A 26,108-nucleotide genomic window follows, 5' to 3' on the forward strand; every position below is an offset into this window, starting at 1 on the left:
ATGCGATTTGATAAAAATACACAAAATGTTATTAAGCGCATTGTCATGGCTTATAACGCAAAAACGATCAAAGAAGCTGCTGATTTAATGAATGTTACTGCCAGCGTTATAGGTAATAGAATCCATAGAAATTCTTTCCCGCACGATCTTGTTTTAACTTGTATTGTTGATACTGGAGTTAATCCGCAATGGCTCTGCACGGGCGAGGGAGAGCCAAACATCGACGGTATCAAAACAGAAAAAAAATCAATTGAACTATCAAGCGAAGCATTAGAAAAATTAGAACGAATTGCGGCACTAAAAAACAGTGGTGCTATTACTGATGATGAGTATCAGTTATTGAAGAGTAGTATTTTTAAGAACTAAAAAAATGGTTAAGTTTGATAATAGTAAAAATGTTGTTAACAGAATGGTTAATGCATACAAATTGAAAACGGTCAAAGCATTGTGTAGCCACTTTGATGTGGGGTTAAGCGTTATAACAAATAGAATATTAAGAAATTCTTTTCCTGCTGAATATGTCATTCAATGTGCATTGGAAACTGGGGCTGATTTGAGTTGGCTTTGCACGGGCGAGGGTGAACCAAATATCGACGGCATCAAAACAGAAAAAAAATCAATTGAACTATCAAGCGAAGCATTAGGAAAACTAGAACGAATTGCAGCACTAAAAAGCAGCGGTGCTATTACTGATGATGAGTATCAGTTATTGAAGGGTGGTATTTTTAATAAATAATAAAAAAGGAGGAAATAATGGAAAATCAAAAACCAGATGAAGAAGGTAGTATTTTATTTAAAGAAATAGGTTTCTTTGGCATTGTTTTAACGGCTTTATTATATGTGAGTGTATATGCATGCGAGGTAATAACCGCTTTTTATTTTGGATTTGATGTTGATTTAATATCATTACCAATGTCTGTTGTTATAAAAGATAGCGTATTGATTTTAAATGTAATATTATTGCTTTTATTGGTTTCATCGCTCTATCTTTTTATAAAAAAAGAAAAAATAGAAATAAAAATAGTTGAAATATTCAATAAAATAAAAATAGCTGAAATATTCAATAAAAAAACTACTGAAAAGCCTAATTGTAAAATTTTTAAGATAATTTTGGGAATATTAATTTTGAGTATGATTTTTTTGGGCTGTTACTATTGCTTTTTTCTACAGAAAGAGAATCGGTATTATTTTTTCTTCGTAATTACCTATTTATCTATTATGTTTTTTGTAAAAAAAATAGTTTCTTCAAAGAAACTTATACAATTATTTTATTTCCTGTTTATATTTTTTGCTTTGTGGTTTATGCTAGTTGCATTGTTGTTTTATTTTTTTGTGCTACAGGATTTTAAACCCAAAAAATCATTTAAATACAATGAACAAGACTACATTTTATTAAGAAATTATGACGGTAATCTAGTGGCAACAAAGGCTACTATAATACAACAAGAGAAATGCTGTTTTAACGATGAAATTTTATATTTACCGAAAGAAATTTTAAAAGAAGGTTTAACTTTTAAAAAAGTAAATTTTATCGGTAATTGTGATGAATTAACTATATTAAAACGAAGAAAATTTTTGAATTGGAATCGTTTTTTAGTTCGATAGCTTGAAAAGTTGCCATTTGTGCTTATATATATTTATATTGACGCTTATTACCCTTTATTGGCGGTTATTAATATCCAATAAAGCGATTTTAATATTGATTGTAGATATAAAATATGGTGTAATAGTCGACAGCGATATTATTCTAATAATAAAAAGCTCATGGTTAAACACCTTGGGCTTTCGTTTTTTGAAGAGGGACTATAGTGACCAATAATCAACCTTGCCATATTGACTACGATTTTGCAGTTGAATTATACAATCGTATTATTGATGTAGCATCTTGGTTTATCGTGGATGTTAATGTAGAGAAAAAAAACAATCGAAGAACTAAAAAATAATGATCCGTCTTTAAGTGGAATGTCAAAACAAACAAGAAAACTTGCAATGATTATCGACTTACTTTTAGATACTGGGGTTTGGGATGGTCAACGAATTGTAGAAAATGCGAAACAAGCTGTTTGCTTAATGGATCAAATTGTTAATGGCATCAATAATAACAATGAAATCAGCATAAAAGATGCTGCTTGTAAATTAAAATTGATGCATAAAGAATAGTATCATTATTATTAGTACAAACAGAAGAGGATATAGCATGTCAAAAATAAATAGAACTGCATTATTGAAAGAAGCTATCGCTTGCGTTAAAGAGATCGAAAAGATCCAGCGCTTCATTGATGAAAAAATTGAAGCTCAAAATAAGCAAGCAGCTTAATCTAGCTTAGTTAAGAAAATAAAGCCCGTTTTAGTTACGGGCTTTTTAATATCCGAAAAATGACTATTAGAAAACAACAAAACGGCAAATGGCTTTTTGAAAAATATTTAGAGGGCGGCAGGCGCATTCGTAAAATGTTTGCAACTAAAGGCGAAGCACTTGCATATGAAAACTATATCGAAGAACAAGCAGCTACCAAGCCTTGGATTGCTGAAAAGCAAGATCGGCGGCGGTTGTCTGATTTGGTTAATACTTGGTACCAATCACATGGGCAGACACTAAAAGACGGTGAGCGAGTAAAAAAGATACTGGAGTTTATTTGCCAGTCAACTAACGATCCGCTAGCTAGCGATTTTACTACCAAAACCTTTACAGACTATCGAAAAAAGCGCATGAATGGCGAGCTTTACAGAACTGATTCAGTAAAGACCGTATCATTACGTACATTAAACCTTGAATTGGTTTATCTTCGTGCTATGTTTAATGAATTGTCGAGGTTAGGGGAGTGGGATCGCCCAAATCCTGTTGAAAATATCAAACAGTTTAAAACTGATGAGTCAGAAATGGCTTTCTTATCTAATGAACAGATAAAATCTTTACTAGATGAATGCGCCAATAGCAACGTTAGCAACCTGCTGCTAATGGTGAAAATTGGATTATCTACAGGAGCAAGGTGGTCAGAAATAGCTAACCTAAAATTATCACAGATAACACCTTATAAGATAACCTACACCAAAACGAAAGGGCGACGCAATCGAACTGTTCCAATCACAAAAGAGCTTTACGAACTAATTCCAAAAGATAATAATAAAATATTTAATGGTAGTCATGAGCGAGCTTTTGAAAGAGCGATCGAAAGGGCTGAAATTGAGCTACCAAACGGGCAACTAACCCACGTATTACGCCACACTTTTGCCAGTCATTTTATGATGAACGGTGGCAATATTTTAGTATTACAAAAAATACTTGGGCATACAGATATTAAAACAACAATGCGATACGCTCACTTAGCCCCCGATCATCTAGAAGAAGCAACCACATTAAACCCGCTATCTAATATAAAATAAATGGCGGTAAAATGGCGGTAGAGCTGATTTATATTAGTGTTTATTGTTGCTTATTACACTTTTAACTAATTGATTTTTAATTAAGTTATTGTTTTTTAAAAGACGATTACAGGATTCAAAATCCGCCGCCCTTAAAAGCGTGTCGGTTCGAGTCCGACCACTGGCACCAATAAAATCAATAGATTATCTTAACTTTTCTTATGTCGCAACTTTATTAAAAAGTAGTAAATGGCAGTTAAGATTTTCAGAAACTTATCAGCATAGATTTCTATCATACTGAATTGCTAAAATTAGTATAAGCCATAAATTTTAGTTATAATAGATTAATGAATAATTTATTTTAAATTTTGGTATACTGATCATTTTGGCAGATAGTATCACTTTTCGTTAGACCATGTAAAATCTTGATATCAGTCCGAATCTAGGTTTTTTACATGTAAATCATAAAACATTAGTTTGGTTTTTAAGTAAAATAATTATATTTTTCCTTAATGGCAATGCAAAAAAATTATTTTGAAAATAAATTGAGTTATAATTAATATCATTAAAACTAAGAAAAAAGGACACTTTACTATGATGCGAGCAGGGTTATTTATTCTAACTAACTTAGCTGTTATGTTTGTATTTGGAATCATTCTAAGTATCTTAGGCGTTGATTCATATAGTACTCTAGGTTTACTTATTTTTGCAGCAATATTTGGTTTTGGAGGTTCTTTCATATCTCTTCTGTTATCTAAGCGAATGGCTTTGCGGTCAGTAGGGGGAGAGATCATTACTCAACCGAGTAATAGTCAAGAACAGTGGTTGCTTGACATTGTCCGTCGCTTATCAACAGAACTTAATATAAAAATACCAGATGTAGCTATCTATCACGCCCACGATGTTAATGCTTTTGCTACAGGTGCAACTAAAAATAGCTCACTTGTTGCCGTTAGTTCTGGCTTATTAAATACTATGACCCAAGATGAGGCTGAAGCAGTAATTGGTCATGAAATGAGTCATATAGCTAATGGTGATATGGTCACAATGACTTTATTACAAGGTGTACTTAATACTTTTGTTATTTTTATTTCAAGAATTTTAGCCTCTGTTGTAGCTCAAGCATTAGATGACCGTAATCGTGGTTTATCACAACTAGCGTATTTCGTGATAGTCATGGTGTTTGAAACAGTATTTGGTATTTTAGCTAGTTTAATAGCCATGTGGTTTTCTCGTTATCGAGAATTTCACGCCGATGCTGGTTCGGCTAAATTAGTAGGCAGCACAAAGATGATTGCTGCGTTAGAAAAACTAAAAACTAGCCATGAACCAATTGAAGATACTTCAATTTTAGCATTCTGTATTAATGGTGCGAAAAAAGCAAAATTTTCTGAATTGTTTATGTCTCATCCACCATTAGAAAAACGTATAGAAGCTTTACGAAACCAAACTTACCAAAGTTAATGATTAGAAAATACAAGCATTATTGAATAAATAATGCTTGTAAAATAAAGAACAAGCTACCAATTAGTTATATTTCAAAGAGTTCATAATGTCATATCGTATCACCAATAATAAATTAGAATTACTTAGCCCAGCCAAAAATATCGAAATAGCAAAGCAAGCTATATTACATGGTGCTGATGCTGTATACATTGGTGGACCAAACTTTGGTGCTAGACATAATGCTAGTAATTCAGTATGTGATATTGCCCAGTTAGTTGAGTTTGCTCATCGTTATTATGCAAAAGTTTTTGTAACCTTAAATACCATACTTCACGATAATGAACTTGAACTGGTAAGACAATTGATATGGCAATTTTATGATGCGGGTGTGGATGCATTAATTGTACAAGATATGGGAATTTTAAGTATGGATATTCCCCCTATTGATTTACATGCTAGCACTCAAATGGATATCAGAACCCTCGAAAAAGCCAAGTTTTTATCTGATGTGGGATTTTCACAAATTGTATTAGCGCGTGAACTAAAAAACATTGCTTACGTTTTGCATTTAATTTATGCCCGAAGCAAGCTAAAGGTATTCAAGGGGTGAAAAGTAAAGTAACACCAATGAAATTGGTTCAAAATAATGAGGAATTATTATTAAAATTCAACTGTAAAGCTTGTGAAATGCAAGTTTGGGGAAAAATCAAAAAACATATTTTAAAAATGCCACTTCTTGGAATAACAGTGAAATAAATAACAAATTAATTCGCAACATTACATATTATTTAACATAATATACATTATTTTAATCTTAACATGCTATATTTATTAACTTATTTGAAGTGGAAAGAGTCTTTCCCTCTATCCACTATTTAACTCAAGTGAAAGAGATTAATTATTATAAAGAATTAAATTCATTCTTATTTTGCTCTTTATCAAATTTTCGAATTTCATTTACTTTTTTATTAAACTCTTCTGAAATATATGTGATATGTAAATCAAAAGAAGAATGGGGGGCATCTAAAATGATTAAAGATTGATCATCTTTATATTCAACATGTCTATCGCCAACAAGTGGTATACTTTGTTTTAACAACTTATATTTTTGGAATAAATTATTATTTATAGAATCAAATTTATAACTGCTAAATGTAGCAACTACACTGAGTAATATGTTGTTTTCTTTTGAAAAGATAAGTAACACTCGGTTTAAGCCATCTAAGGATAGTTCTTTTGTGTCAATAAGGTACGTTGAACCTTGTGAGTAATAATTTACCCCATTTTCAACTAAATTATATTTTTCTTTTGTTTTCTCTAATGTTGCTTTGTTAATTTCAAGTCCAAATGGAGCTGGATTTGCATACAATAATGGACAAACCAATAAAGTAACTATAAGTAATAATGTTCTCATTCTTAAATTCCTATTGTGTATATCTTTTATTTTTAAACTAAATCAGTATATTTGAAAATCATGGTTGTGTAAATATACGAGAATTTCTTAATTAACTGATTTTGTTTATAATCAGAAAAAACTCTTTATCTATACAACCACCTTTGACGCTAATCAAGTTTTCGAATGTTCAGTGACACCCGAACTTTACCACGGTTATTTATCTTTTTGGCTTGCTAATTTTATATAGTCTTCATTTGTTAAAATGATTTCTCAGATTCATGGTCGATCCACGAAATCTGAACAGTGTAACAAAAATAAAAAATGAATTTGGTGAAAACTCAACAGTGCCACAGATTTTTAAATTAGCGTCATGATTTTGTTGGTTGTATCTACAGAATTCATGTACATCCATCATGGTTCGCATAATGTATATTATGTTAAATAATATGTAATGTTGCGAATTAATTTGTTATTTATTTCACTGTTATTAAATAATAATATAGTTAGTAATTTTTGTTTTATTTATAAAGTATGATAACCTAATCATCTAATAAATTATGATTATATTTTTCTATTAATATGCAAAATATTTTTAAGGCCTTACGTTCGAAAAGTTATTCAGTTCCATGTGAATTATGCAGTATCGGCTCTCTTTGTATTCCCATGTTACTCAATAATAAGTTAGATAACATATTAGATCGAAAGGTGTCTTATGCCAAAAATGAAATTATAGTTAAAGCAAATACACCATTTACAAAATTCTATATTATTCATTCTGGTGCATTAAAAACTTTCGTGACAACGCCTGACAATTATCAACAAATTAATGGTTTCTTTTTACCTGGTGATATTGTTGGTTTAGATTCAATTTCCACTAAAATATATAATAATAATATTCAATCTCTTACTAATACGCATGTTTGCGAACTTCATTATGAAGAATTAATGTCATTAGTTGATACTCAAAAAAATGTTAGAGACATGGTTCTTAATTTACTCAGTTCTGATATTTATGATTATCAAAAATTGGTATTATGTTATTCACAGAAAAAAGCTGATGAAAGACTAGCAACTTTTATATATTCGCTTTATCGACGTTATGAACAACGAGGGCACACTTCATTAAATATAAAGCTCATGATGAGTCGGGCTGATATTGCTAACTATTTAGGTCTAACCATCGAAACAGTTAGCAGGAGTTTATCAAAACTTCAAGAACAAAATATTTTATCTGCTAAAGGAAAATGTATATTTATTAAAAACTTAAATGCTTTAATGAGTTTAGGTAATTAAATTTAGTTATGCTAAAATAATCACAATAATTTATTGTAGGGTCTTAATATATGACAAGCTTAAAGAAAACATTTATTGCAGGAACTATGGCTTTAGTCCCCCTTTTTTCGTTTGCAGCTCAACAACTAACAGAACAACAAGCTAAAGATTTACAATCATTTAAAAGCATAACTATTCGTGGTGCATTTTATACTGATAGTGATTATGTTCTGGCTATGTCAAAAGCCGCTGATAAAGAAGGTGCATCTTCTTTTTTTATAACTACAACTAATATTAGTCCTTCTAATGATACTTTGCGCATTGTTTACGCTAAATTATATAAAGCTGATGCCCCAAAAGCAGAGGAACAAACTGAAAACTTGCGCAAATTTGAAGGTGTATATGAATATCCAAAGTCTAAAGCAATCCGTTTAGAACCTTTTAATATTGTTCGTATTCGTGGATATTTCCCTAGTGAATATGATATAAACCGAGCTGTTGCTAAAGAAGCATCATTAAAAGGAGCCTATGCCTATTATATCGATTCACGTTCTGAATTAGGTAGTAATATACAAGTTGGAGCTTATTTATTTAAGAAAGATGCACCTGAACGTAAACTTCAACCAGAAGATGCAATTCCATATGATTCAGAAGCTGGGCAACAAGCTCTTGCTCAAGGTGGTGATGCAGCAATGCAAGTTGAAAAACCAGGCTATTATTCCCCTTCTGCTTTTAATGAAAAGTTTTATGCAGATAAATTTAATAATAAAGTCAAAGTTATCGATGAACCTAATAATAAAACCACATCAACTGTAACGACAAATGCATCTTCATCTGAAACAACTTCTGTTGTAGAACCTCAACGCGTTACTCGTTACACTGTCACACTGCCTGATGGACGAAAAATCCAAGAATTAAATGATGCAACCGCTGCTAAAATGGTTGCATTTGATACAATAAAATTTAAAGGATACTATGTTACTGATCAAGAAATCTCTTATCAGGCAGGTAAACGAGCTATCGATGGTGGTGCTAAATATTATCACATAGCTCGAATTGCCCATGATTCAAATGGTCCGAATATAACTGTTTTTGTTGATCTTTATCGATAACTTGCATAGATAATGGGCGTTACGCGCCCTATTTTTTAGTCAATAAAGTGTTCTTTATTCGATCATTGTAATTCAGATTTTACTGTATCGATTTGTTGCTTAATACGTTTTGCTGAAATAGGATATGGTGTACCAAGCTGTTGAGCAAATAAATTAACCCTTAGTTCTTCAATCATCCAACGAATATGGGTTACTTTTTCTTGTGATTTTAAATATTCTGGCAAGTTATTTACCCATTTTGCATATTGATTTTCAGTATCTTCGATAATCGTCATCGACTGCCTGTCTTTAGTCAAATTTACCATTAACTTTTCAATTCTTTTTTCAATTGCAGTTAAATAACGAAAAATATCAGGTAGTCTATTGTAACCTGACTGTACAACAAATCCTTTATAAACAAGATGATCGAGTTGTTTTTTTATGTCAGATAACGCGAAAGCTAATGATAAATCAATTCGTCCTTTTAACTTTTTATTAATGTTATAATGTAAAGTCAAAATAGCTTCCACTTGTTTTGCAATATCAACTACAATTTCATTAATATGGCCTTTGATATAATCCAATAATGTCTGATAGGCATCTTCACTTTGAATAAATTGACCATTTTTTTCAATTAAATAATCAATACCACAAGCAATGCAGTCATCAATCAAACTTAGTACCGTCCCAAAACTATTAAAATACAAACCTAATTTAGATTTATTTGGTAGTTTTTCGTATAAGTATTTGATTGGTGATGGTATATTGAGCATAAATAAACGTCTTAAACCTAATTTAGTTAATCTTTTTTGTTCATCTTGATTATCCACTAATTTTATGCTCACAGAATGTTGATTATCAATGATTGCTGGATAAGCTTTTATCGTATAATTATTGTTAGCTTCTTCATAGACACTAGGCAAATGACCAAAATTCCAGTTAACTAAATTATTTCGCTCAATTTGAGATGCTTTTTTGGTTGTTAAAGATGATAACGCTTGCTGAACTTCATTTTTAAGTTGTTCTTTTAGTAAAGTTAGGTCCTTATTAGCAGCAATTTCTTTATTATTTTGGTCAACAATACTAAAAGTTATTTTTAAATAATTAGGAATTTGCTCAAGCTGCCAATCCTCATTTGTAATTTTCACACCGGTTATTTTGTAAAATTCAGTTTCTAAACTTTCAAGCAAAGGAATGTCTGTTGAAACAGCTCTACTCAAAAATGCATCAGCATAGTTTGGTGCAGGAACAAAATTTCGTCGCAATGCTTTTGGTAATGATTTTATTAATGATATAACTAAATCTTTTCTAAAACCAGGTACTTGCCAATCAAATCCCTTATTCTTAATTTGATTTAGTAAATCAAGTGGTATTTTTGTTGTGACGCCGTCACGTTTGTGTCCAATATCAAATTGATAACTCAATGCTAATTTAAAATTATCTTGATACCAAAAATCAGGAAAATCATTTAAATTAACTAGTTCAGCAGATTGTTTGATCAACATTTCTTTTTCGACATTAAGAAAGTTAGGAGCCAATTTTTGCTTTTGCTTCCACCATGAGTCAAAATGTTTTGATGAAATGACAGACTTATCAATTCGTTTATCATAAAAATCAAAAAGTTCATTATCATCAATTAAAATATTTTGCCGACGAGACTTATGTTCAAGATCTTCAACCTCATTGATCAATTTTTGATTTTGCTTATAAAATCTATGATTTGTTAACCAATCACCTTCAACTAACGCATGCCTAATAAATAAGCTGCGACTTAAGATAGGATCGATTTTACTATAATTGACTATTCTACTTGCGACGATGGGTAAACCAAATAAAGTTACTTTTTCGTTCGCTATTGTGGTGCCCTTCCTTTTTGACCATCTAGGTTCACTGTAGCTATACTTAACTAGATGCTTTGCTATCGGTTCAATCCACTCTGCATCTATCTTAGCGACAGTTCGCCCCCATAATCGACTTGTTTCAACTAATTCACTGGCAATACACCACTTAGGTTGATTTTTGAAAAGTGCTGAATTAGGAAAAATTGCAAATTTAATATTACGAGCACCAATATACTCGTGTTTTTCAAGATCTTTCATGCCAATATGAGATAGTAGCCCACTCAATAAAGCTACATGAAGTGAACGATAATCAGCTAATTGACTGTTGATGGGAAAAGCCAATTGTTTTATCGTTTGTCTGATTTGTGTATAGACATCTTGCCATTCTCTAATACGAAGATAGTTTAGAAAATCTTTTTTACATAATCGTCTAAATTGGTTTCCTGATAATATATTTTGCTGTTCTTTAATATAATTCCATAAATTAATTAAAGAAATAAAATCTGATTCATTATCAATAAAGCGACGATGTTTTTCATCTGAAGCTTGTTGTTTATCAAAAGGCCTTTCTCTTGGATCTTGAATTGATAAAGCAGCAGTAATTATCATGATTTCTTTGGTGCAACCTAATTTTCTTGCTTCAACAAGCATTCTGGCCAATCTTGGATCAATTGGTAATTGTGCTAAAATTTTTCCTATTTCAGTTAAATGATATCGATGATGTTTTGTAAATATTGCACCAAGTTCTTCTAATAATCGGATACCATCTCGAATATATTTTGCGTCAGGTGATTCAACAAAAGGAAAGGCTGCAATATCACCTAAACCTAAAGAAGTCATTTGTAATATCACTGATGCTAAATTGGTTCGCAAAATTTCAGGTTCAGTAAATTCAGGACGAGACAAGAAATCTTGTTCATCATATAAACGTATACAAATACCATCAGAAGTTCGTCCACAACGCCCTTTTCGTTGGTTAGCTGATGCTTGAGATATGGGTTCAATGGGCAAACGCTGAACTTTAGTACGATAACTATAGCGACTGATTCTAGCTAAACCAGGATCAATAACATATTTGATTCCAGGTACAGTTAAAGATGTTTCAGCTACATTAGTTGCAAGAACTATTCGCCTTTTAGTATGTGATTGAAAAATTCGATTTTGTTCAGATGCTGATAATCGTGCATATAAAGGTAAAATATCTGTATGACGAAGATCTAATTTATTTAATGTATCAGCAAGATCTCGAATTTCTCTTTCACCTGTTAAAAAAATCAGTATATCACCAGAGCTTTCAGCTGATAGCTCATCAATTGCATCAATAATAGGTTGAAAATCACTATTTTTATCGTCTGAATTATCACTGTTATCCAATATCGGTGGGCGATATCTAACTTCAACGGGATAGGTTCGTCCCGATACTTCAATAATTGGCGCCTGATTGAAATGCTTTGAAAACCGTTCTACATCAATCGTTGCTGACGTTATTATAACTTTTAAATCAGGACGCTTAGGTAATAATTGTTTAAGGTAACCTAGAATAAAATCAATATTTAAACTACGTTCATGAGCTTCGTCAATAATAATAGTATCGTATTGTAATAAAAGTTTATCTTTTTGAATTTCTGCAAGTAATATACCATCAGTCATTAATTTAATCAGTGTTGTATCACTAACATGATCTGAAAATCTAACTTTGAAACCTACTAACTGCCCTATTTCTGTTTTTAACTCTTCAGCTATACGATTGGCTACTGAGCGTGCAGCGAGTCGCCTTGGTTGGGTATGGCCAATATAACCTTTAACGCCCAAACCTAATTCTAAACAGATTTTTGGTATTTGTGTTGTTTTCCCTGAACCTGTTTCACCCGCAATTATGACAACTTGATGCTCTCTAATTGCATCATAAATCGACTGTTTTTTTTCAACAACAGGTAAATTATCTGGGAAATTAATTTTCTTTGGTAACGATGCTATTCTAGCCTGGTAATGTAAATTAGCATTTTGTATAGCAGAATCTATATCAGCTATAGTTTGACTTTTCTTAGCTAACTTTATTATTTTATGTTTATCTAAGAAAGTCATTGAATCAAGGTTTTTTAATTGGTTTTGAGATAACATAAAAACTCAGATAATTTTAATTGACATCATATTTGAATTAGAATTAATTATAGCAAATCTAACCTATTATTAGGAGTTTAAATGAAAAAAACATTATTACTAATTTCACTATTTACATTGTCTTTAGTTATGTCTGGATGTAACAAATCAAATAAAATACAAGATACTGATCTTATGCATCACCGTTTTGTGCTAATTAAATCAAATGGCCAACCAGTTTCTTTAGATGAACAAGCTGAACTTATATTTGGTGAAAAGATGACTATCACAGGGAAAATGTGCAACCAGTTTTCAGGTCAGGTTACTTTAAATAAAGATAGCATTAATGGTTCTGGGCTTGCGATGACGAAAATGCTTTGTAGTGATGAACAATTAAACCGATTAGATTATATTATTACGCAATTAATTACTAATGGAGCTAAAATTAATTTAAACAACAACCAGCTAACTTTAAAAAACAACGAAAACGAATTAATTTATCAACTTAACGACCTAATGTAATTTAAAATATTTAGTTTTTTGTGACATTGGGCATAAATCGTTTTATTAAGTTGTCATAATTTAATTGTTTTTTAAGCAATAAAATTAAGATAAAAAACTTTATTTAAAATACTGTTAAGAATATAATAAGGACAATTTTTAAGGAATTTAGCTTATTGATGAAATTATCATATTCTTCGAGTACGTTATGCATTTTTGTAGCTGTTTTTAGCTACAAAGAATACTTTTACTAATAACACCAATGCTTTGTCATTGGTTTTTTTTTGCGAAGTACGGGTGTATCGGATTTTTGAATTGATTAAAACTTTAACATTAACATTAAATATTACTAAGTAGATATTATTATGAAAAAGACAAAAATTGTTTGTACTATTGGGCCAAAATCTGAATCAAAAGAAATGTTAGCAAAATTATTAAACGCAGGCATGAATGTTATGCGTTTAAATTTTTCTCATGGTGATTATGAAGAGCATGGCAATCGTATTAAAAACTTACGTGAAGTGATGCAAGAAACAGGTTTAAAAGCTGCTATTATGCTAGATACTAAAGGACCTGAAATTCGTACCATAAAGTTAGAAGGTGGTAATGATGTATCACTTGTAGCAGGTCAAACATTTACCTTTACCACAGATAAAACTGTTGTTGGAAATGCCGAACGAGTAGCGGTTACTTATGATGGTTTTGCTCATGATCTTAAACCAGGCAATCGTGTACTTGTCGATGATGGTTTAATTGCAATGGACGTTAAAGAAGTCAAAGGTAACGAAGTTATCTGTACAGTTTTAAATAATGGTGATCTTGGTGAAAACAAAGGTATCAATCTACCTGGTGTTTCAATTAAGTTACCTGCACTTGCAGAAAAAGACAAAAACGACCTTATTTTTGGTTGTGAACAAGGTGTTGATTTTATTGCAGCATCATTTATTCGTAAACGTTCTGATGTTGAAGATATCCGTGCTCATTTAAAAGCACATGGTGGAGAAGACATTAAAATTATATCTAAAATCGAAAATCAAGAAGGTTTAGATAATTTTGATGAAATTCTTGAAGCTTCTGACGGTATTATGGTTGCTCGTGGCGATTTAGGTGTTGAAATTGCGGTCGAAGAAGTTATTTTTGCTCAAAAAATGATGATCAAAAAATGTAATAAAGCTTCAAAACCAGTTATTACCGCAACACAAATGCTTGATTCAATGATTAAAAATCCACGCCCTACTCGTGCTGAAGCCGGCGATGTGGCTAATGCTATTATTGACGGAACCGATGCTGTAATGCTTTCTGGTGAAAGTGCTAAAGGTAAATATCCACTTGAAACAGTCAATGTCATGGCAACTATCTGTAAACGCACAGACAAAACAATTCCTGCTTCATTAGAATTAACAACAAAAGATGAAAAATTAAGTATAACCTCAGCTGTTTGTTGTGGTGCGGTGGAAATTGCTGAACGCTTAAATGCACCGTTAATTGTGGTTGCAACTCGCAGTGGTAAATCTGCTCGTGAAGTTCGTCATTACTTCCCAAGAGCGCGTATTTTAGCGCTTTCATCAAGTCAAAAAACGGTTAATCAATTAGCTGTTACTAAAGGTGTAGAACCAATTTTAATTGATTCAATTAACTCAACTGACGATTTTTACCGTTTAGGTAAAGAGATGGCTGTAAAAGTATGTGGTTTACAGCAAGGTGAAATTATTGTGATGGTATCTGGTGCATTAGTACCAAGTGGAACAACTAACACAACATCGGTTCATCGTATTTAAACGTTAAATTTTTCTATATAAAATAAAAAAGCTAGCAGCCTGCTAGCTTTTTTATTTACATAAGTTATTCTGTATACAATATTATTGATAGAGTTAAAACACAACCATGATTGAAGAAAAAGTATATTTACCTAAAGAGCTTAGCTGGTTATCTTTCAATCAGCGAGTTTTACAAGAAGCTGCCGATAAAAGTAATCCTCTTATCGAGCGAATACATTTTTTGGGGATATACTCAAGTAACCTTGATGAATTTTATAAAGTCCAGTTTGCCAACTTAAAAAAATATGTACTTATAGAACAAGAACAAGTTCATTCTTCATCTAATGCTAAAAATTTATTACGACAAGTAAATCAAAAAGTTATCCAATTAGAACTGCAATTTGATCAGCTTTATAATGAATTATTATTAGAAATGGCTAGGAATCAAATATTCCTGATTAATGAAAGACAACTTTCATCGTATCAAGAGAATTGGATAAAAAATTATTATAAACAAAATCTTAGACAATATATCACGCCTATTTTGCTTGATAGTCATACCGAGCTTATTCAATTTTTAAAAGATGATCATGCCTATTTAGCTGTAGAAATTATTTGTCAGGATAACATCAGTTATGCACTTCTTGAACTACCAACCGATAATATTCCTCGTTTTGTATTATTACCGTCAGAAGTATCAACTAAAAATAAGTCTATTATTTTCCTAGATAACATATTACGCTACTGTTTATCAGACATTTTTAAAGAGTTTTTTGATGCTAAAGAATTAAATGCTTATTCAATTAATATCAATAGAGATGCGGAATACGAATTAAATACTGAGTTAGATAGCTTACTTGAACTCATGTCTCAAGGTTTAAAACAACGCTTAACAGCACAGCCCGTACGTTTTACTTATCAAAAAGATATGCCCAAAGCTTTATTTGAATTATTGATCAATAAATTACGATTAACCGAACAAGATGCAATGCCTGGAGGGCGTTATCCTAATTTTAAAGATCTTGTCAGATTTCCTGATTTTGGACAAAAAAGTCTATTAAATAAAAAAATCCCGAGTCTAAGTTATAATCGATTTAAGCAATTTCGTAACGCATTTGATGCAATTAAAGATAGAGATGTATTGCTCTATTACCCTTACTACTCCTTTGGCCATGTTCTAGAAATTATGCGGCAAGCCTCGTTTGATCCCTCTGTTACTCATATTCGAATGAACATTTATCGAGTAGCCAAAGACTCGCGCTTTATTCATGCTGCAATTAATGCCGCTAATAATGGTAAAAAAGTTACCGTAGTAGTTGAGTTACAAGCACGATTTGACGAAGAAGCAAATATAAAATGGGCAAAACGATTAATCAGTAGTGGAATCAAAGTTATCTATTCACAACCAAAGCTCAAAATTCACGCCAAATTGTTTTTGATTGATCGTAAAGAAAATGACGAAATTGTTCGTTATGCGCATATTGGTTCAGGTAACTTTAACGAAAAAACAGCACGAATTTATACTGATTTTTCACTGTTAACTGCAGATCCAGCTATCACTGAAGAAGTTAGAAAAGTCTTTAATTTTATCGAAAATCCATTTAAACCGGTAACTTTCAATCATCTACTTGTTTCACCACAAAATACACGATTACGCTTTAATGAGTTTATTGAGCGAGAAATAAATAACGCTAAAGTCGGTAAAAAGTCAGGCATTTATCTAAAACTAAACGCTATTACCGATAAAGAAATGATTGATGAGCTTTACCGTGCATCGTGTGCTGGTGTAAAAATTAGAATGGTTGTACGAGGGACTTGTGTTTTAGTGCCACAAATACCTAATTTGAGTGAAAATATTTATGTGACTAGTATTGTGGATCAATTTCTAGAACATGCTCGTGTGTATATTTTTGAAAATGATGGGAAAAAAGATACCTATATATCTTCCGCTGATTGGATGCCTCGTAATATAGATAATCGTATTGAAGTAGGCGTAAAAATCTTTGATCCAATAATAAAATCAACAATTCATAATATTTTTGATATACAGTGCAATGATAACGTAAAAGCCCGTATCATTGATAAAGATGCAACAAATAATTATGTACAAAGAGGTAATAAGAAAAAAACCAGAGCTCAATATGCTATTTATGATTATTTGAAGCAATTAGAATCATTTGAATAAGGATTTTTAAAATGAAAAAATTCAATGAATATGCGGTAGTTGATCTTGGTTCAAATAGTTTTCATATGGTAATTGCCCGTATTATTAATGGTGCGATACAGATTATTTATAAAAATAAAAAAAATATACATCTAGCAACAGGGCTTAATACTAATAATGAACTAAGTGAATCAAGCATAATGCGAGGAGCGGAGTGTCTTGCGCTATTTGCTGAACGATTAAATGGATTTCCACCAGAACATGTTCGAGTTGTTGCAACTCATACATTACGAGTAGCAAAAAATAAGCATAAATTTTTAATGGCTGCTGCTAAAGTTTTTCCTTTTCCTATTGAGGTTATTTCGGGTCAAGAAGAAGCGCGTCTTGTCTATTTAGGCACAATGACAGCAGAATCGACATCCTCAACTGATACAAAATTTGTAATAGATATTGGCGGAGGATCGACTGAAATTGCAATAGGAAAAGGAAATGATTTAACCCCCTTGATCGTTGCTAGCCGCCCCATGGGTTGTGTCACTTATACAAAACAGTTTTTCCATGACAAAAAAATTAATGCGGTTTCTTTTCAACAAGCTAAACTTGCAGCAGAACAACAAATTGAAAGCATGGTTAATACCATAAAAAACTTAAATATCACTGTTGCATTTGGTACATCAGGAACCATAAAATCAATTTATCAAATATTATTAGATCTTGGTGTCAGCGATGGCATTATTACATCTAAAAGGCTCGATGATTTAATTAGTTATGTTTTAGAATTCAAATCTTTTCACGATATCGACTACCCTTCATTGTCCAAAGAAAGGAAAAACGTATTTGTTAGCGGGCTAGCTATATTTAGTGGTATTTTTGATGCATTAGGTCTAGAAGCTTTACAATTTAGTCCATGTGCATTACGAGAGGGTATATTTTACGAATTGATTGACGGTCCTAATTACCAAGATATTAGGCAAAATACTGCACAATCGCTTTCAGAGCATTATAATATAGATCAACGCCATGCAAAGCAGGTTGTTAAAACTGCAAAATATTTTTTTTCACAATGGCAACAACAAACACCAATTACAATTTCACCCAATATTGAATCTATTTTATATTGGGCAGCTCAGTTACATGAGGTAGGTTTAAAGATTAACTTTTCTTCAATTCATAAACATTCAAGTTATATTTTAAAAAATAGTAATCTACCAGGATTCAATGAAGAACAACAATTACTACTATCTACGCTTGTTCGTTATCATCGGAAGTCGATTAATATTGATGCTATACCTTATTTTAGCTTGTTTGAATACAAACATATCATATCATTAATACAAATTTTGAGATTATCTATACTAATAAATAACCAAAGAAATCCCGAAATTGATTTGCAGGCATTTCAATTAAAATTATTAAAAAATAAACTCACTAAAATCACACTAGAAATTAATCAAGAATTTGTTGAAAATAATAAATTGATATTGCTTGATTTAGAACAAGAAAAAAAATATTGGAAAGAAATTAATGATTGGAAACTATCAATTGTCATTAGTTAATTAGCCATACAATTTATTTTATATATAAAAATACCGCCAAGTAGGCGGTATATACAATAATTAGAAATATCATTATTGGCTTGTGATTAACCAAGACCAATAATCTTCCACCATAAAATACCAACAGTAAATACAATAATTAGATTAACAACACTACAAATAAATCCAACTTTCCACCATGTTTTTACTGGAACAAAACCTTCGGCAAATAATAATGGATTTCTTGCATTAGCAAATTGAGTAATAGAGCCAAAATAATTGGTACATATAACTAATGCAAAAACAGCAATTAATTGTGGTACGCCTAGTGCAATCGCAACAGATAAAAATACTGGAAATAGAGCAGCAATATGAGCATTACCGCTAGCAAAAAAGTAATGTAAATAGACATAAGCAATACACAAAACAATTATTACAAATACCCAACTACTTTCACCTAAGTATCCTTGTACAGCACCACCTATGGTGTCACCTAACCATTTTGTTACACCCAGTTTATTCACTTGGCCAGCCATCATAAGTAGCGCAGCAAACCATATTAATGTGTCCCAAGCAGATTTTTCACCTTTTATATCATCCCAGCTTAATACACCCGTTAAGATCAAAATAGTCAAACCAATGAATGCTGTGGTTGTTGAATCAACACCAACATTTTTGCCAAAAATCCAAAGCACTAATAATAGAATAACGGTACCTGCCATAATAATTTCTTTAACGGTAACTGCTCCCATTTTTTTTAATTCTTCTGCTGCTAGTTTTGGTGCTTCTGGCGTTTTTTTAAGTTCTGGATTAGTTAAAAAATAAATCACTAAAGGAATTACAATAAATGAAACTAAACATGGCACAATGGCAGCAACAAACCATTGCCCCCATCCTAATGTAATACCTAATGATGTTGTAACTAGTTTAGCGGCTAATAAATTACCTGTAAATGCCGTTAAAAACATTGCCGAGGTGATGTCATTCATATGGCTAATTGTTAGCATTAAAAATGTACCAATGCGGTTTCTTGATTCATCTTTTGGGCTTGAATTAAAGTTAATCGCTAACGCTTCCGCTATTGGATAAATAACCCCACCAGCACGCGCTGTAGTACTGGGAATTGCTGGAGCTAACGCGATGTCGGTGACCGATAAACCATAAGCAAGCCCTAATGTATTTTTTCCTAAAATTTTAACAAGATAATAGGCAATACGTTTACTTAGTCCTGTTTTGATAAAGCCACGAGCGATCATAAAAGCAATAACAATCAACCAAATAAGACTACTATTTAATTCACTTAAGGCAATTTTAATAGCAGCCGCATTTGTATCAGCACCAGAGGGTCTTAATACGGCAAAAATGGTAATTGATAATAATCCAATAGCTCCAATTGGCATTATTTCAGCTACGATGCAGGCAATAGTGGCCACAAAAATAATGCTGGTTTGCCAACCTTGTTGGCTGATACCTTCAGGTGGCGTTACATATAACCAGAATATCGCAGAAATTGCCACAATAATAATGAGTGGCAACCATTTCACTGGTGGTTTTTTTACTACGTTCATAGTATTTTCCTTTTGAATTTAAATATTTTTAATAAGTTAAGATTTAATTCTATTTTTTATTTGATTATTTATTAAGTTTATTCTTTTGAAAAAATAAAAACCTAATAGAATCAATAGCTTTTCTAACCATTTTTATTTAGAATTGCTTGTCTTTTAATTAAAATACATCAAAATAAAGCTCAAAAAAACTTCAATAAAATCAATATGTTTCCTGACGACTTTTTGTTACTATATTTATGTTTAATCTAGTTTTATTGTGTATTGTTTATCACTTTTTTGAAAAATAAAATTATTAGGATTTATCAATGTTATTGTTTTATTTTTTAACAAAAATATGGCTGATAAATTTGGACGTTTTTGCAAAAATTCTCTACTCTTATCAAGTCCCCATCCATAAAAAACCGTAGAATAAATATCACCTTCTAAAGAAGAATCTGAAATTACAGTCACGCTTTCTAATTCATTATCTAATGGATAGCCTGTTTGGGGATCGAATATGTGATGATAAAGATGATCGTTTTGTATAAAAAAGCGCTCATAAATTCCTGAAGTAACAACCGACTTATCTATAACTTTAATTACTCCTGATAACTTATTATCCGTTGAAAATGGTTTTCGAAGTCCAATATGCCAATAGCCGTCATCATCTGTTAAGGATGCGCCTAACGCAAATACATTACCGCCTAAATTAATGATCCCTTTGTAAACTTGATATTGAAGCAAAATTGATTTGACAACATCAGCAATATAGCCTTTAGCAATGGCACCTAAGTCAATTTCCATTCCTGCTTTTTTTAAAAAAACAGTATGTTTATTTGCATCAAGTTCAATATTTTTAGGATCTGTTAATAAAAGTTGTTGTTTTATTAATCTAGCAGCAGGAATTTGGTCACCTTGAAAGCCAATTTTCCAAAGTTTGACCAAAGGACCAATAGCTAAATTAAAACAACTATTAAAGTGTAAGCTTATCTTCTGGGCTTGTTCAATCAAAGAAAAAACAGGTCGACTTACTGTAACAGGATGTTGCCCAGCCGCTAAATTAATTGACATAACTTCGGATAACGGTTTGTTAACAGTTAGTTTGTCCTCAAGTATTTTTATGGTCTCAAAAACAGTTTGCACTGCGGTTTCATTAGGCTCTAAAAGCATTAATGAAACCGTTGTTCCCATTAAATGTTGAGTATATTCATTTGCATTTACCATGCTAAACAAGCTCAAATAGTTGTAACAAATTAATGTTTAATATAATCAGCCGCTTTTTTACCTGCTTGTGTACCAAATATAATAATATCAGCAACAGCATTACCACCAATACGATTAGCGCCATGTACTCCACCTACAACTTCACCAGCAGCAAATACACCTTGGATTACCTGTTTATCAGCATCTAATACTTGTGTTTGAGTGTTAATCGTTACGCCTCCCATTGTATGATGGACACCCGGTGCGATTTTTATTGCATAAAAAGGCCCTTTTTGAATTGGGTGACGCATACCAGTCGTTCGACCAAAGTCTTCATCGTGTTTAGTCGTCACAAATTGATTGTAACGCTCAACCGTTTTCACTAATGTGTTACCACCAATCGATAGTTTTTGAGCTAACTCTTCAAGCGTATTTGCTTGCCTTACAAGTTCATTTGAAACATATTCTTCAACAGATTTATTTTCATCTCGAACTTGTTGATCAAATAGAATATAAGCATAATGTTCAGGTAATTTGATAATTTCAGCAGAAACATTGTCTCTTGTATCAAGTTCATTAACAAATCGTTGACCTTTTTGTGATACCAATATTGCACCACCACCACGAATAGATTCAGAAATTAAATACGACGTTGTTTGTTCAACGGTTGGATGAATTTGTATTTCACCCATATCAACAGTCCCTGCACCGAGTTTTTCTAATAGCATAATACCAGAACCCGTTGCCCCTTTATGATTAGTAGTGACAAATCCTTTAAGATCAGGACGATATTTTTCAACCATTGTAGTATTGGCACTAAACCCACCTGTTGCAATAATGACAGCTTTGGCTTTTATTAAATGAGTTGAACCATCTTCTTCTGAAACTTTAACGCCAATAACTTTATGGTTTTCGGTTACAATTTCAGTAACTGCAGTATCAAGCATAACTTCAATATTACGCTTATTGATATTTTTAACTAAACCACTAATTAAAAAGCCACCAACAGCAGCACCACTTTCAGGGCGATGAGTTCGATCAATGCTCATTCCCCCCGTTGTGGTGATGCCACTTAATTCAATACCGTTATCATCTAACCAATTTATCGCATTTGGCGCATTTTCAACAAAATAATGCAATAACTCAGGATTATTTTTATTTTTCCCACCAGTCATTGTTTCTTTATAAAAGAGTTCTTTATTGTCTACAATACCTTTTAGCTGTTGGAATTTGGTTTCCGCAGCATTCATACCTGCCGAAGCTTTATTAGTATTACCACCAATCACTGACATTTGCTCGACAATAATAACATTTGCACCAAGATCATGTGCTTGAATCGCCGCAGAAAGTCCTGCTCCACCACTACCAACAACTACAACATCAAAAGCGCGATCATTAGGATCACCACCTTCGGCAATAATAGCTTCTTTATTAGATTTGGCCATCGCTTTAGTTACGGCTTTTTTAAAAGCTTCACATTGTGTAGTAGCGCCTGAAATAGCATCAACATGTGGGCTGTTGGAGTCAATAATTCGGTGTTTGATTTCAGTAAAATTATTTAATACTTCTCGATCAAAATTTTGAGCATTAACTAGTTGTATATCTTTAATAAAATCTTTTCCTAATTCAACATTAATCAAAAATTCGGAAGACTCATCATTAACTTTCTCTTGGTAATTCCCTGGTTTGAACTTTTTGACATTAAGATTAACATCTCGAATCAAGCTTTCAACAAGCGAAAAATGCCATAAAGGTTCAGGAATATTTAGCTCTTCACGTTTATCACTATTGATAAAAAGTTCAAGCTTTTCACCTTTTTCAATACGGTCAATCCAATCGGGATAAGCAATACAAGCACGACCAACCGCAACTAAATCATAACCACTATTAATGGCATCTTCCACATCACTTTGATTAATAACATTTCCGACACCAACAACTGGTATTTTTGCTAATGTTTCAGATCGCATTGTCACATATTTTTTAATTAATGGCGTTGGATCTTGTGTATCAACAATGGAGGGCCTAAGTATTGTTCCCATTGAAAAATGGATATAATCAAGCCCCTTTTCAGCCAATTTTTCAAGCAAATACATGGAATCATCAAAACGAATTCCAGGGACTTCTAATTCTTCAGGCGAAAAACGATATCCAACAATAAATTCAGGGGTTGCATATTGCTTAACCATAGCGTGGGTAATTTCTAAAACGGCTAAAGGGAATTGGGTTCGATTATCACGGCTTCCTCCCCATTTATCTTTTCGTTGATTTGAATTAGGTGAATAGAATTGTTGAATTAAATAAGTATTTGCCCCATGAATTTCTACCCCATCAAATCCTGCTTGAATTGCACGACGTACTGCTTGACCAAATTTATCAATCATTTCATCTACTTCTTCAGCCGTTAATGCAATGGGTATAGGCGCATTGGGACGTGGAGCTGCAATAGCGCTAGGACCTACTGGTGATTGTCCTCCAATTAATTTAGGTTCAACCATTCTTCCGCCATGATAAACTTGAATAATTGCTTTAGAACCTTTTTCTTTGATCACTTTAGCAATTTTAGCTAAGCCTTCAATCTTATCATCACTATCTAAACCAATAGCGCCGGGAAAAGCTAACCCTTTATCGTCAACAAATCCACATTCAACAATAATAGTACCAATTGTTCCTGATCTTGCTTGATAATATTCAATTAAATCATGCGTAACTGAACCATCATAAAAACCGGAACAAGTTGTCATTGGAGCCATCATGATACGGTTTTTTAGTTCAACGCCATTAGGCAGTGTTAGCGACTTAAAAATATTTCCATTTTTCATTTTTATACACCTAATCATTATTATCTAATCTTCATAACTACCAATAATGATAACATTAACAATAATTATCCTCCAATTACATTAATTTCATTAATACCTGTTTTACTAATAGTAAATAGCGATGAGTATCATTTTTTCGACAGAACTTTTTTAGTTTTATTAGTCAATTAGAAAATTATTGATATAACTAAAATAAAATTCTGCCAATTTTTGATGTTTTATCGTACTTTATTTGTCAAACTCACAATTAAAAATCTAAAAAAAAACACTATAACCTTTTCATTTAGTTATATATTTTTTTAATTTTTATGTTGAACTTTAAATTGTCTGAGATAAAATAATCTGAAATATAACGCAAAGAGAGTATCGGAATGTTTGTAATACCAATTAAGAAGTTAAAATCAACTTTCGATTTTCTAGTTATTCTATTTTTTAATCCTCCTTTATGGAGGATTTTTTTTGGGTTTAAAAAAACATATTTATCTATTTTTCTTTTATTACATATTAATAATCAATTTTATATTGAGAACACGCACAATCAGGAGACAGTATGAAATCTTTAACCCCTTTTTATGATCCAACTATAAGTTACGAAGATAATTATGCTCAAGGTCCATTTGGACTCTTTAAACAATTAGATAAAGCACAACAAATATCAACAAAACCTTCAAAATTCTTAAATGTTGAAGTCAATTTGCCATTTGGCCAACCAGCAGGCCCGTTATTAAACGCAAATTATATCAAAGCTGCTTTTGCTTATGGATTTGATTTATGTGTATATAAAACAGTAAGAACTAAAGGACATAAATGCCATCCATTACCGAATGTTTTGGCGGTCCATCCTAACGGTAAATTATCATCTAATTTAGATACTGTGCTAGCCGATACCAATTACAATCAACCATTGTCAATAACCAATTCGTTTGGAGTTCCCTCTTTTTCGCCTGATGTTTGGCAACCAGACATGGCTAATGCAGTCAAATATGCAGGGCATGGGCAGTGTGTTATTGGTAGTTTTCAAGGTACACAAGGTAACGGTGAAATTGAAAAAGATTATGCTTTAGCAGCGAAATTAGTCCGCGAAACAAATGCTCCTATTCTTGAAGCAAATTTAAGTTGCCCAAATGAAGGGGCTAGCAAATTACTTTGCTTTGATGTTGATAAAGTTGAGCGAATTGTTAATGAAATTAAAACTGAAGTACCTGATCGTCCACTTATCTTAAAGTTAGCTTATTTTCCTGATGATGATAGAATTATTTCTTTATTAACCCGTGTAGGCTCTATTATCGATGGTTTAAGTGCAATCAACACACTATCAGCTAAACCTGTTGATGCTAAAGGAACCCCTGCTTTAGGTGAAAATAGAAAAGAAGGCGGTATTTGTGGTGACGCAATCCGTTGGGCTGGTTTAGATATGGTAAGTCGTTTAGCTAAATATCGTGAACAAATGGATTTAAACTTTGCTATTGTGGGCGTTGGTGGAGTTAGTTCTAGCGAACATTATCATCAATTTATAAAAAATGGTGCTGATGCTGTTATGAGTGCAACTGGTGCTATGTGGAATCCACTCCTTGCGATAGAAATAAAAAAGAGTCTTTAACTTTGACTAATAAATATTAAAAGTACGGGGCATTTTGCCCTGTATTTATGATCGAATAAATACAAAATGGCAATCACTTTTTTTTAAAATAAGAATAACCAAAAATAAGATGTGCTAAAAATACTATCGCTAACATAATTCTGACATGTAAAGAATCGAAAAGAATAAAAGGAATAAGTAAAACAACAAATACCATGATTATCATTTTTAATAAATTTAATTTTGTTATTTCCTTTTCTATTAGTATTTTTTGAATATAATCTTGATAATAACGACTTTTAGTAAAATAACGGTAAAGACGATCTGAGCTATTCAACCAAAGATAAGCCGTTAATAAATAAAATGGTACAGTTGGTAAAAGTGGTACAAAAATGCCTACTGTTCCCAATATAAATGAAAGACTACCGATAATAATAAAAAAACATTTTTTTAACATTGATAGATTCAACTCAATAGAATAATTTTCCATA

At 32.0% G+C, this 26,108-nt stretch carries 20 protein-coding genes and 1 pseudogene; 15 read left to right on the forward strand and 6 right to left on the reverse strand.

Features of this window, described 5'->3' with window-relative positions; all coding sequences use genetic code 11:
• From GQ594_RS05220 to GQ594_RS05255, 8 genes and pseudogenes are all read left to right on the forward strand, one after another.
• Window positions 1-366: a helix-turn-helix transcriptional regulator gene (locus tag GQ594_RS05220; RefSeq protein WP_160411572.1), complete on the forward strand. Its 366-nt coding sequence runs from the start codon at window positions 1-3 to the stop codon at window positions 364-366.
• 4 nt (window positions 367-370) lie between these two features.
• Window positions 371-736 carry a helix-turn-helix transcriptional regulator gene (locus GQ594_RS05225; RefSeq protein WP_160411573.1) on the forward strand — a complete coding sequence of 122 codons (366 nt, stop codon included), beginning with the start codon at window positions 371-373 and terminating at the stop codon, window positions 734-736.
• Window positions 737-753: 17 nt separating this feature from the next.
• On the forward strand, window positions 754-1,605 hold the full coding sequence (locus tag GQ594_RS05230) for a hypothetical protein (RefSeq protein WP_160411574.1): 852 nt from the start codon (window positions 754-756) through the stop codon (window positions 1,603-1,605).
• A gap of 357 nt (window positions 1,606-1,962) precedes the next feature.
• The gene (locus GQ594_RS05235; RefSeq protein ID WP_160411575.1) at window positions 1,963-2,160 is read left to right on the forward strand and encodes a hypothetical protein; all 198 of its coding nucleotides are present in this window, start codon (window positions 1,963-1,965) and stop codon (window positions 2,158-2,160) included.
• A 216-nt stretch (window positions 2,161-2,376) separates the two neighbouring features.
• On the forward strand, window positions 2,377-3,384 hold the full coding sequence (locus GQ594_RS05240) for a phage integrase (RefSeq protein ID WP_160411576.1): 1,008 nt from the start codon (window positions 2,377-2,379) through the stop codon (window positions 3,382-3,384).
• Between the two features lie 573 nt (window positions 3,385-3,957).
• The gene (htpX, locus tag GQ594_RS05245) at window positions 3,958-4,827 is read left to right on the forward strand and encodes a protease HtpX (protein ID WP_160411577.1); all 870 of its coding nucleotides are present in this window, start codon (window positions 3,958-3,960) and stop codon (window positions 4,825-4,827) included.
• 88 nt (window positions 4,828-4,915) lie between these two features.
• Window positions 4,916-5,353: pseudogene (locus GQ594_RS05250) on the forward strand (peptidase U32 family protein); the annotation flags it as partial.
• Between the two features lie 62 nt (window positions 5,354-5,415).
• A complete protein-coding gene (locus tag GQ594_RS05255) occupies window positions 5,416-5,565 on the forward strand; it encodes a hypothetical protein (RefSeq protein ID WP_202112465.1) in 150 nt (49 codons plus the stop codon).
• A 145-nt stretch (window positions 5,566-5,710) separates the two neighbouring features.
• Here GQ594_RS05255 and GQ594_RS05260 read toward each other — a convergent pair whose 3' ends face one another.
• Window positions 5,711-6,223, reverse strand: coding sequence for a hypothetical protein (locus GQ594_RS05260; protein WP_160411578.1), 513 nt, complete (start codon window positions 6,221-6,223; stop codon window positions 5,711-5,713).
• Window positions 6,224-6,784: 561 nt separating this feature from the next.
• On the opposite strand from GQ594_RS05260, the gene GQ594_RS05265 reads away from it, so the two are divergent.
• Window positions 6,785-7,498 (forward strand): helix-turn-helix domain-containing protein, encoded by a 714-nt coding sequence (locus GQ594_RS05265; protein ID WP_160411579.1) that lies wholly within the window; start codon window positions 6,785-6,787, stop codon window positions 7,496-7,498.
• 50 nt (window positions 7,499-7,548) lie between these two features.
• On the forward strand, window positions 7,549-8,589 hold the full coding sequence (locus GQ594_RS05270) for a YdgH/BhsA/McbA-like domain containing protein (protein ID WP_160411580.1): 1,041 nt from the start codon (window positions 7,549-7,551) through the stop codon (window positions 8,587-8,589).
• Window positions 8,590-8,651: 62 nt separating this feature from the next.
• On the opposite strand, the gene hrpA is transcribed toward GQ594_RS05270, so the two are convergent.
• On the reverse strand, window positions 8,652-12,494 hold the full coding sequence (hrpA, locus tag GQ594_RS05275; RefSeq protein WP_442903525.1) for an ATP-dependent RNA helicase HrpA: 3,843 nt from the start codon (window positions 12,492-12,494) through the stop codon (window positions 8,652-8,654).
• A 117-nt stretch (window positions 12,495-12,611) separates the two neighbouring features.
• Between hrpA and GQ594_RS05280 the strand changes: the two genes are divergently transcribed.
• The 4 genes from GQ594_RS05280 to GQ594_RS05295 all read left to right on the forward strand — a co-directional run bounded on the left by GQ594_RS05280 (window position 12,612) and on the right by GQ594_RS05295 (window position 18,487).
• Entirely contained in the window at window positions 12,612-13,031 is a 420-nt protein-coding gene (locus tag GQ594_RS05280; RefSeq protein ID WP_160411582.1) for an META domain-containing protein, read from the forward strand.
• Between the two features lie 344 nt (window positions 13,032-13,375).
• Window positions 13,376-14,788 carry a pyruvate kinase PykF gene (gene pykF, locus GQ594_RS05285; RefSeq protein ID WP_160399885.1) on the forward strand — a complete coding sequence of 471 codons (1,413 nt, stop codon included), beginning with the start codon at window positions 13,376-13,378 and terminating at the stop codon, window positions 14,786-14,788.
• Window positions 14,789-14,894: 106 nt separating this feature from the next.
• Complete coding sequence (gene ppk1 / locus GQ594_RS05290) at window positions 14,895-16,952, forward strand: polyphosphate kinase 1 (RefSeq protein ID WP_160411583.1); 2,058 nt, start codon at window positions 14,895-14,897, stop codon at window positions 16,950-16,952.
• 11 nt (window positions 16,953-16,963) lie between these two features.
• Entirely contained in the window at window positions 16,964-18,487 is a 1,524-nt protein-coding gene (locus GQ594_RS05295; RefSeq protein WP_160399887.1) for a Ppx/GppA phosphatase family protein, read from the forward strand.
• Between the two features lie 86 nt (window positions 18,488-18,573).
• On the opposite strand, the gene GQ594_RS05300 is transcribed toward GQ594_RS05295, so the two are convergent.
• The 3 genes from GQ594_RS05300 to GQ594_RS05310 form a co-directional block, all read right to left on the reverse strand.
• The gene (locus tag GQ594_RS05300; RefSeq protein ID WP_160411584.1) at window positions 18,574-20,034 is read right to left on the reverse strand and encodes a DASS family sodium-coupled anion symporter; all 1,461 of its coding nucleotides are present in this window, start codon (window positions 20,032-20,034) and stop codon (window positions 18,574-18,576) included.
• Between the two features lie 240 nt (window positions 20,035-20,274).
• Entirely contained in the window at window positions 20,275-21,237 is a 963-nt protein-coding gene (locus tag GQ594_RS05305) for an FAD:protein FMN transferase (protein ID WP_202112466.1), read from the reverse strand.
• A 29-nt stretch (window positions 21,238-21,266) separates the two neighbouring features.
• On the reverse strand, window positions 21,267-24,038 hold the full coding sequence (locus GQ594_RS05310) for a flavocytochrome c (RefSeq protein ID WP_160411586.1): 2,772 nt from the start codon (window positions 24,036-24,038) through the stop codon (window positions 21,267-21,269).
• Between the two features lie 550 nt (window positions 24,039-24,588).
• Between GQ594_RS05310 and GQ594_RS05315 the strand changes: the two genes are divergently transcribed.
• Window positions 24,589-25,638 (forward strand): dihydroorotate oxidase, encoded by a 1,050-nt coding sequence (locus GQ594_RS05315; RefSeq protein ID WP_160411587.1) that lies wholly within the window; start codon window positions 24,589-24,591, stop codon window positions 25,636-25,638.
• A 73-nt stretch (window positions 25,639-25,711) separates the two neighbouring features.
• Here the strand turns inward: GQ594_RS05315 and GQ594_RS05320 are convergent, their stop codons facing one another.
• Window positions 25,712-26,074, reverse strand: a complete 363-nt coding sequence (locus tag GQ594_RS05320) for a YbaN family protein (RefSeq protein ID WP_160411588.1) — start codon at window positions 26,072-26,074, stop codon at window positions 25,712-25,714.
• Window positions 26,075-26,108 lie beyond the last annotated feature (34 nt).

Source organism: Gilliamella sp. Pra-s52 (assembly GCF_009795805.1).
GTDB lineage: Bacteria > Pseudomonadota > Gammaproteobacteria > Enterobacterales > Orbaceae > Gilliamella.

Bases quoted from the DNA above. Each gene is read 5' to 3' on its own strand.
- GQ594_RS05220 (WP_160411572.1), top strand. From the start codon at position 1: ATGCGATTTGATAAAAATACACAAAATGTTATTAAGCGCATTGTCATG.
- GQ594_RS05225 (WP_160411573.1), top strand. From the start codon at position 371: ATGGTTAAGTTTGATAATAGTAAAAATGTTGTTAACAGAATGGTTAAT.
- GQ594_RS05230 (WP_160411574.1), top strand. From the start codon at position 754: ATGGAAAATCAAAAACCAGATGAAGAAGGTAGTATTTTATTTAAAGAA.
- GQ594_RS05235 (WP_160411575.1), top strand. From the start codon at position 1,963: ATGTCAAAACAAACAAGAAAACTTGCAATGATTATCGACTTACTTTTA.
- GQ594_RS05240 (WP_160411576.1), top strand. From the start codon at position 2,377: ATGACTATTAGAAAACAACAAAACGGCAAATGGCTTTTTGAAAAATAT.
- htpX (WP_160411577.1), top strand. From the start codon at position 3,958: ATGATGCGAGCAGGGTTATTTATTCTAACTAACTTAGCTGTTATGTTT.
- GQ594_RS05260 (WP_160411578.1), bottom strand. From the start codon at position 6,223: ATGAGAACATTATTACTTATAGTTACTTTATTGGTTTGTCCATTATTG.
- GQ594_RS05265 (WP_160411579.1), top strand. From the start codon at position 6,785: ATGCAAAATATTTTTAAGGCCTTACGTTCGAAAAGTTATTCAGTTCCA.
- GQ594_RS05270 (WP_160411580.1), top strand. From the start codon at position 7,549: ATGACAAGCTTAAAGAAAACATTTATTGCAGGAACTATGGCTTTAGTC.
- hrpA (WP_442903525.1), bottom strand. From the start codon at position 12,494: ATGACTTTCTTAGATAAACATAAAATAATAAAGTTAGCTAAGAAAAGT.
- GQ594_RS05280 (WP_160411582.1), top strand. From the start codon at position 12,612: ATGAAAAAAACATTATTACTAATTTCACTATTTACATTGTCTTTAGTT.
- pykF (WP_160399885.1), top strand. From the start codon at position 13,376: ATGAAAAAGACAAAAATTGTTTGTACTATTGGGCCAAAATCTGAATCA.
- ppk1 (WP_160411583.1), top strand. From the start codon at position 14,895: ATGATTGAAGAAAAAGTATATTTACCTAAAGAGCTTAGCTGGTTATCT.
- GQ594_RS05295 (WP_160399887.1), top strand. From the start codon at position 16,964: ATGAAAAAATTCAATGAATATGCGGTAGTTGATCTTGGTTCAAATAGT.
- GQ594_RS05300 (WP_160411584.1), bottom strand. From the start codon at position 20,034: ATGAACGTAGTAAAAAAACCACCAGTGAAATGGTTGCCACTCATTATT.
- GQ594_RS05305 (WP_202112466.1), bottom strand. From the start codon at position 21,237: ATGGTAAATGCAAATGAATATACTCAACATTTAATGGGAACAACGGTT.
- GQ594_RS05310 (WP_160411586.1), bottom strand. From the start codon at position 24,038: ATGAAAAATGGAAATATTTTTAAGTCGCTAACACTGCCTAATGGCGTT.
- GQ594_RS05315 (WP_160411587.1), top strand. From the start codon at position 24,589: ATGAAATCTTTAACCCCTTTTTATGATCCAACTATAAGTTACGAAGAT.
- GQ594_RS05320 (WP_160411588.1), bottom strand. From the start codon at position 26,074: ATGTTAAAAAAATGTTTTTTTATTATTATCGGTAGTCTTTCATTTATA.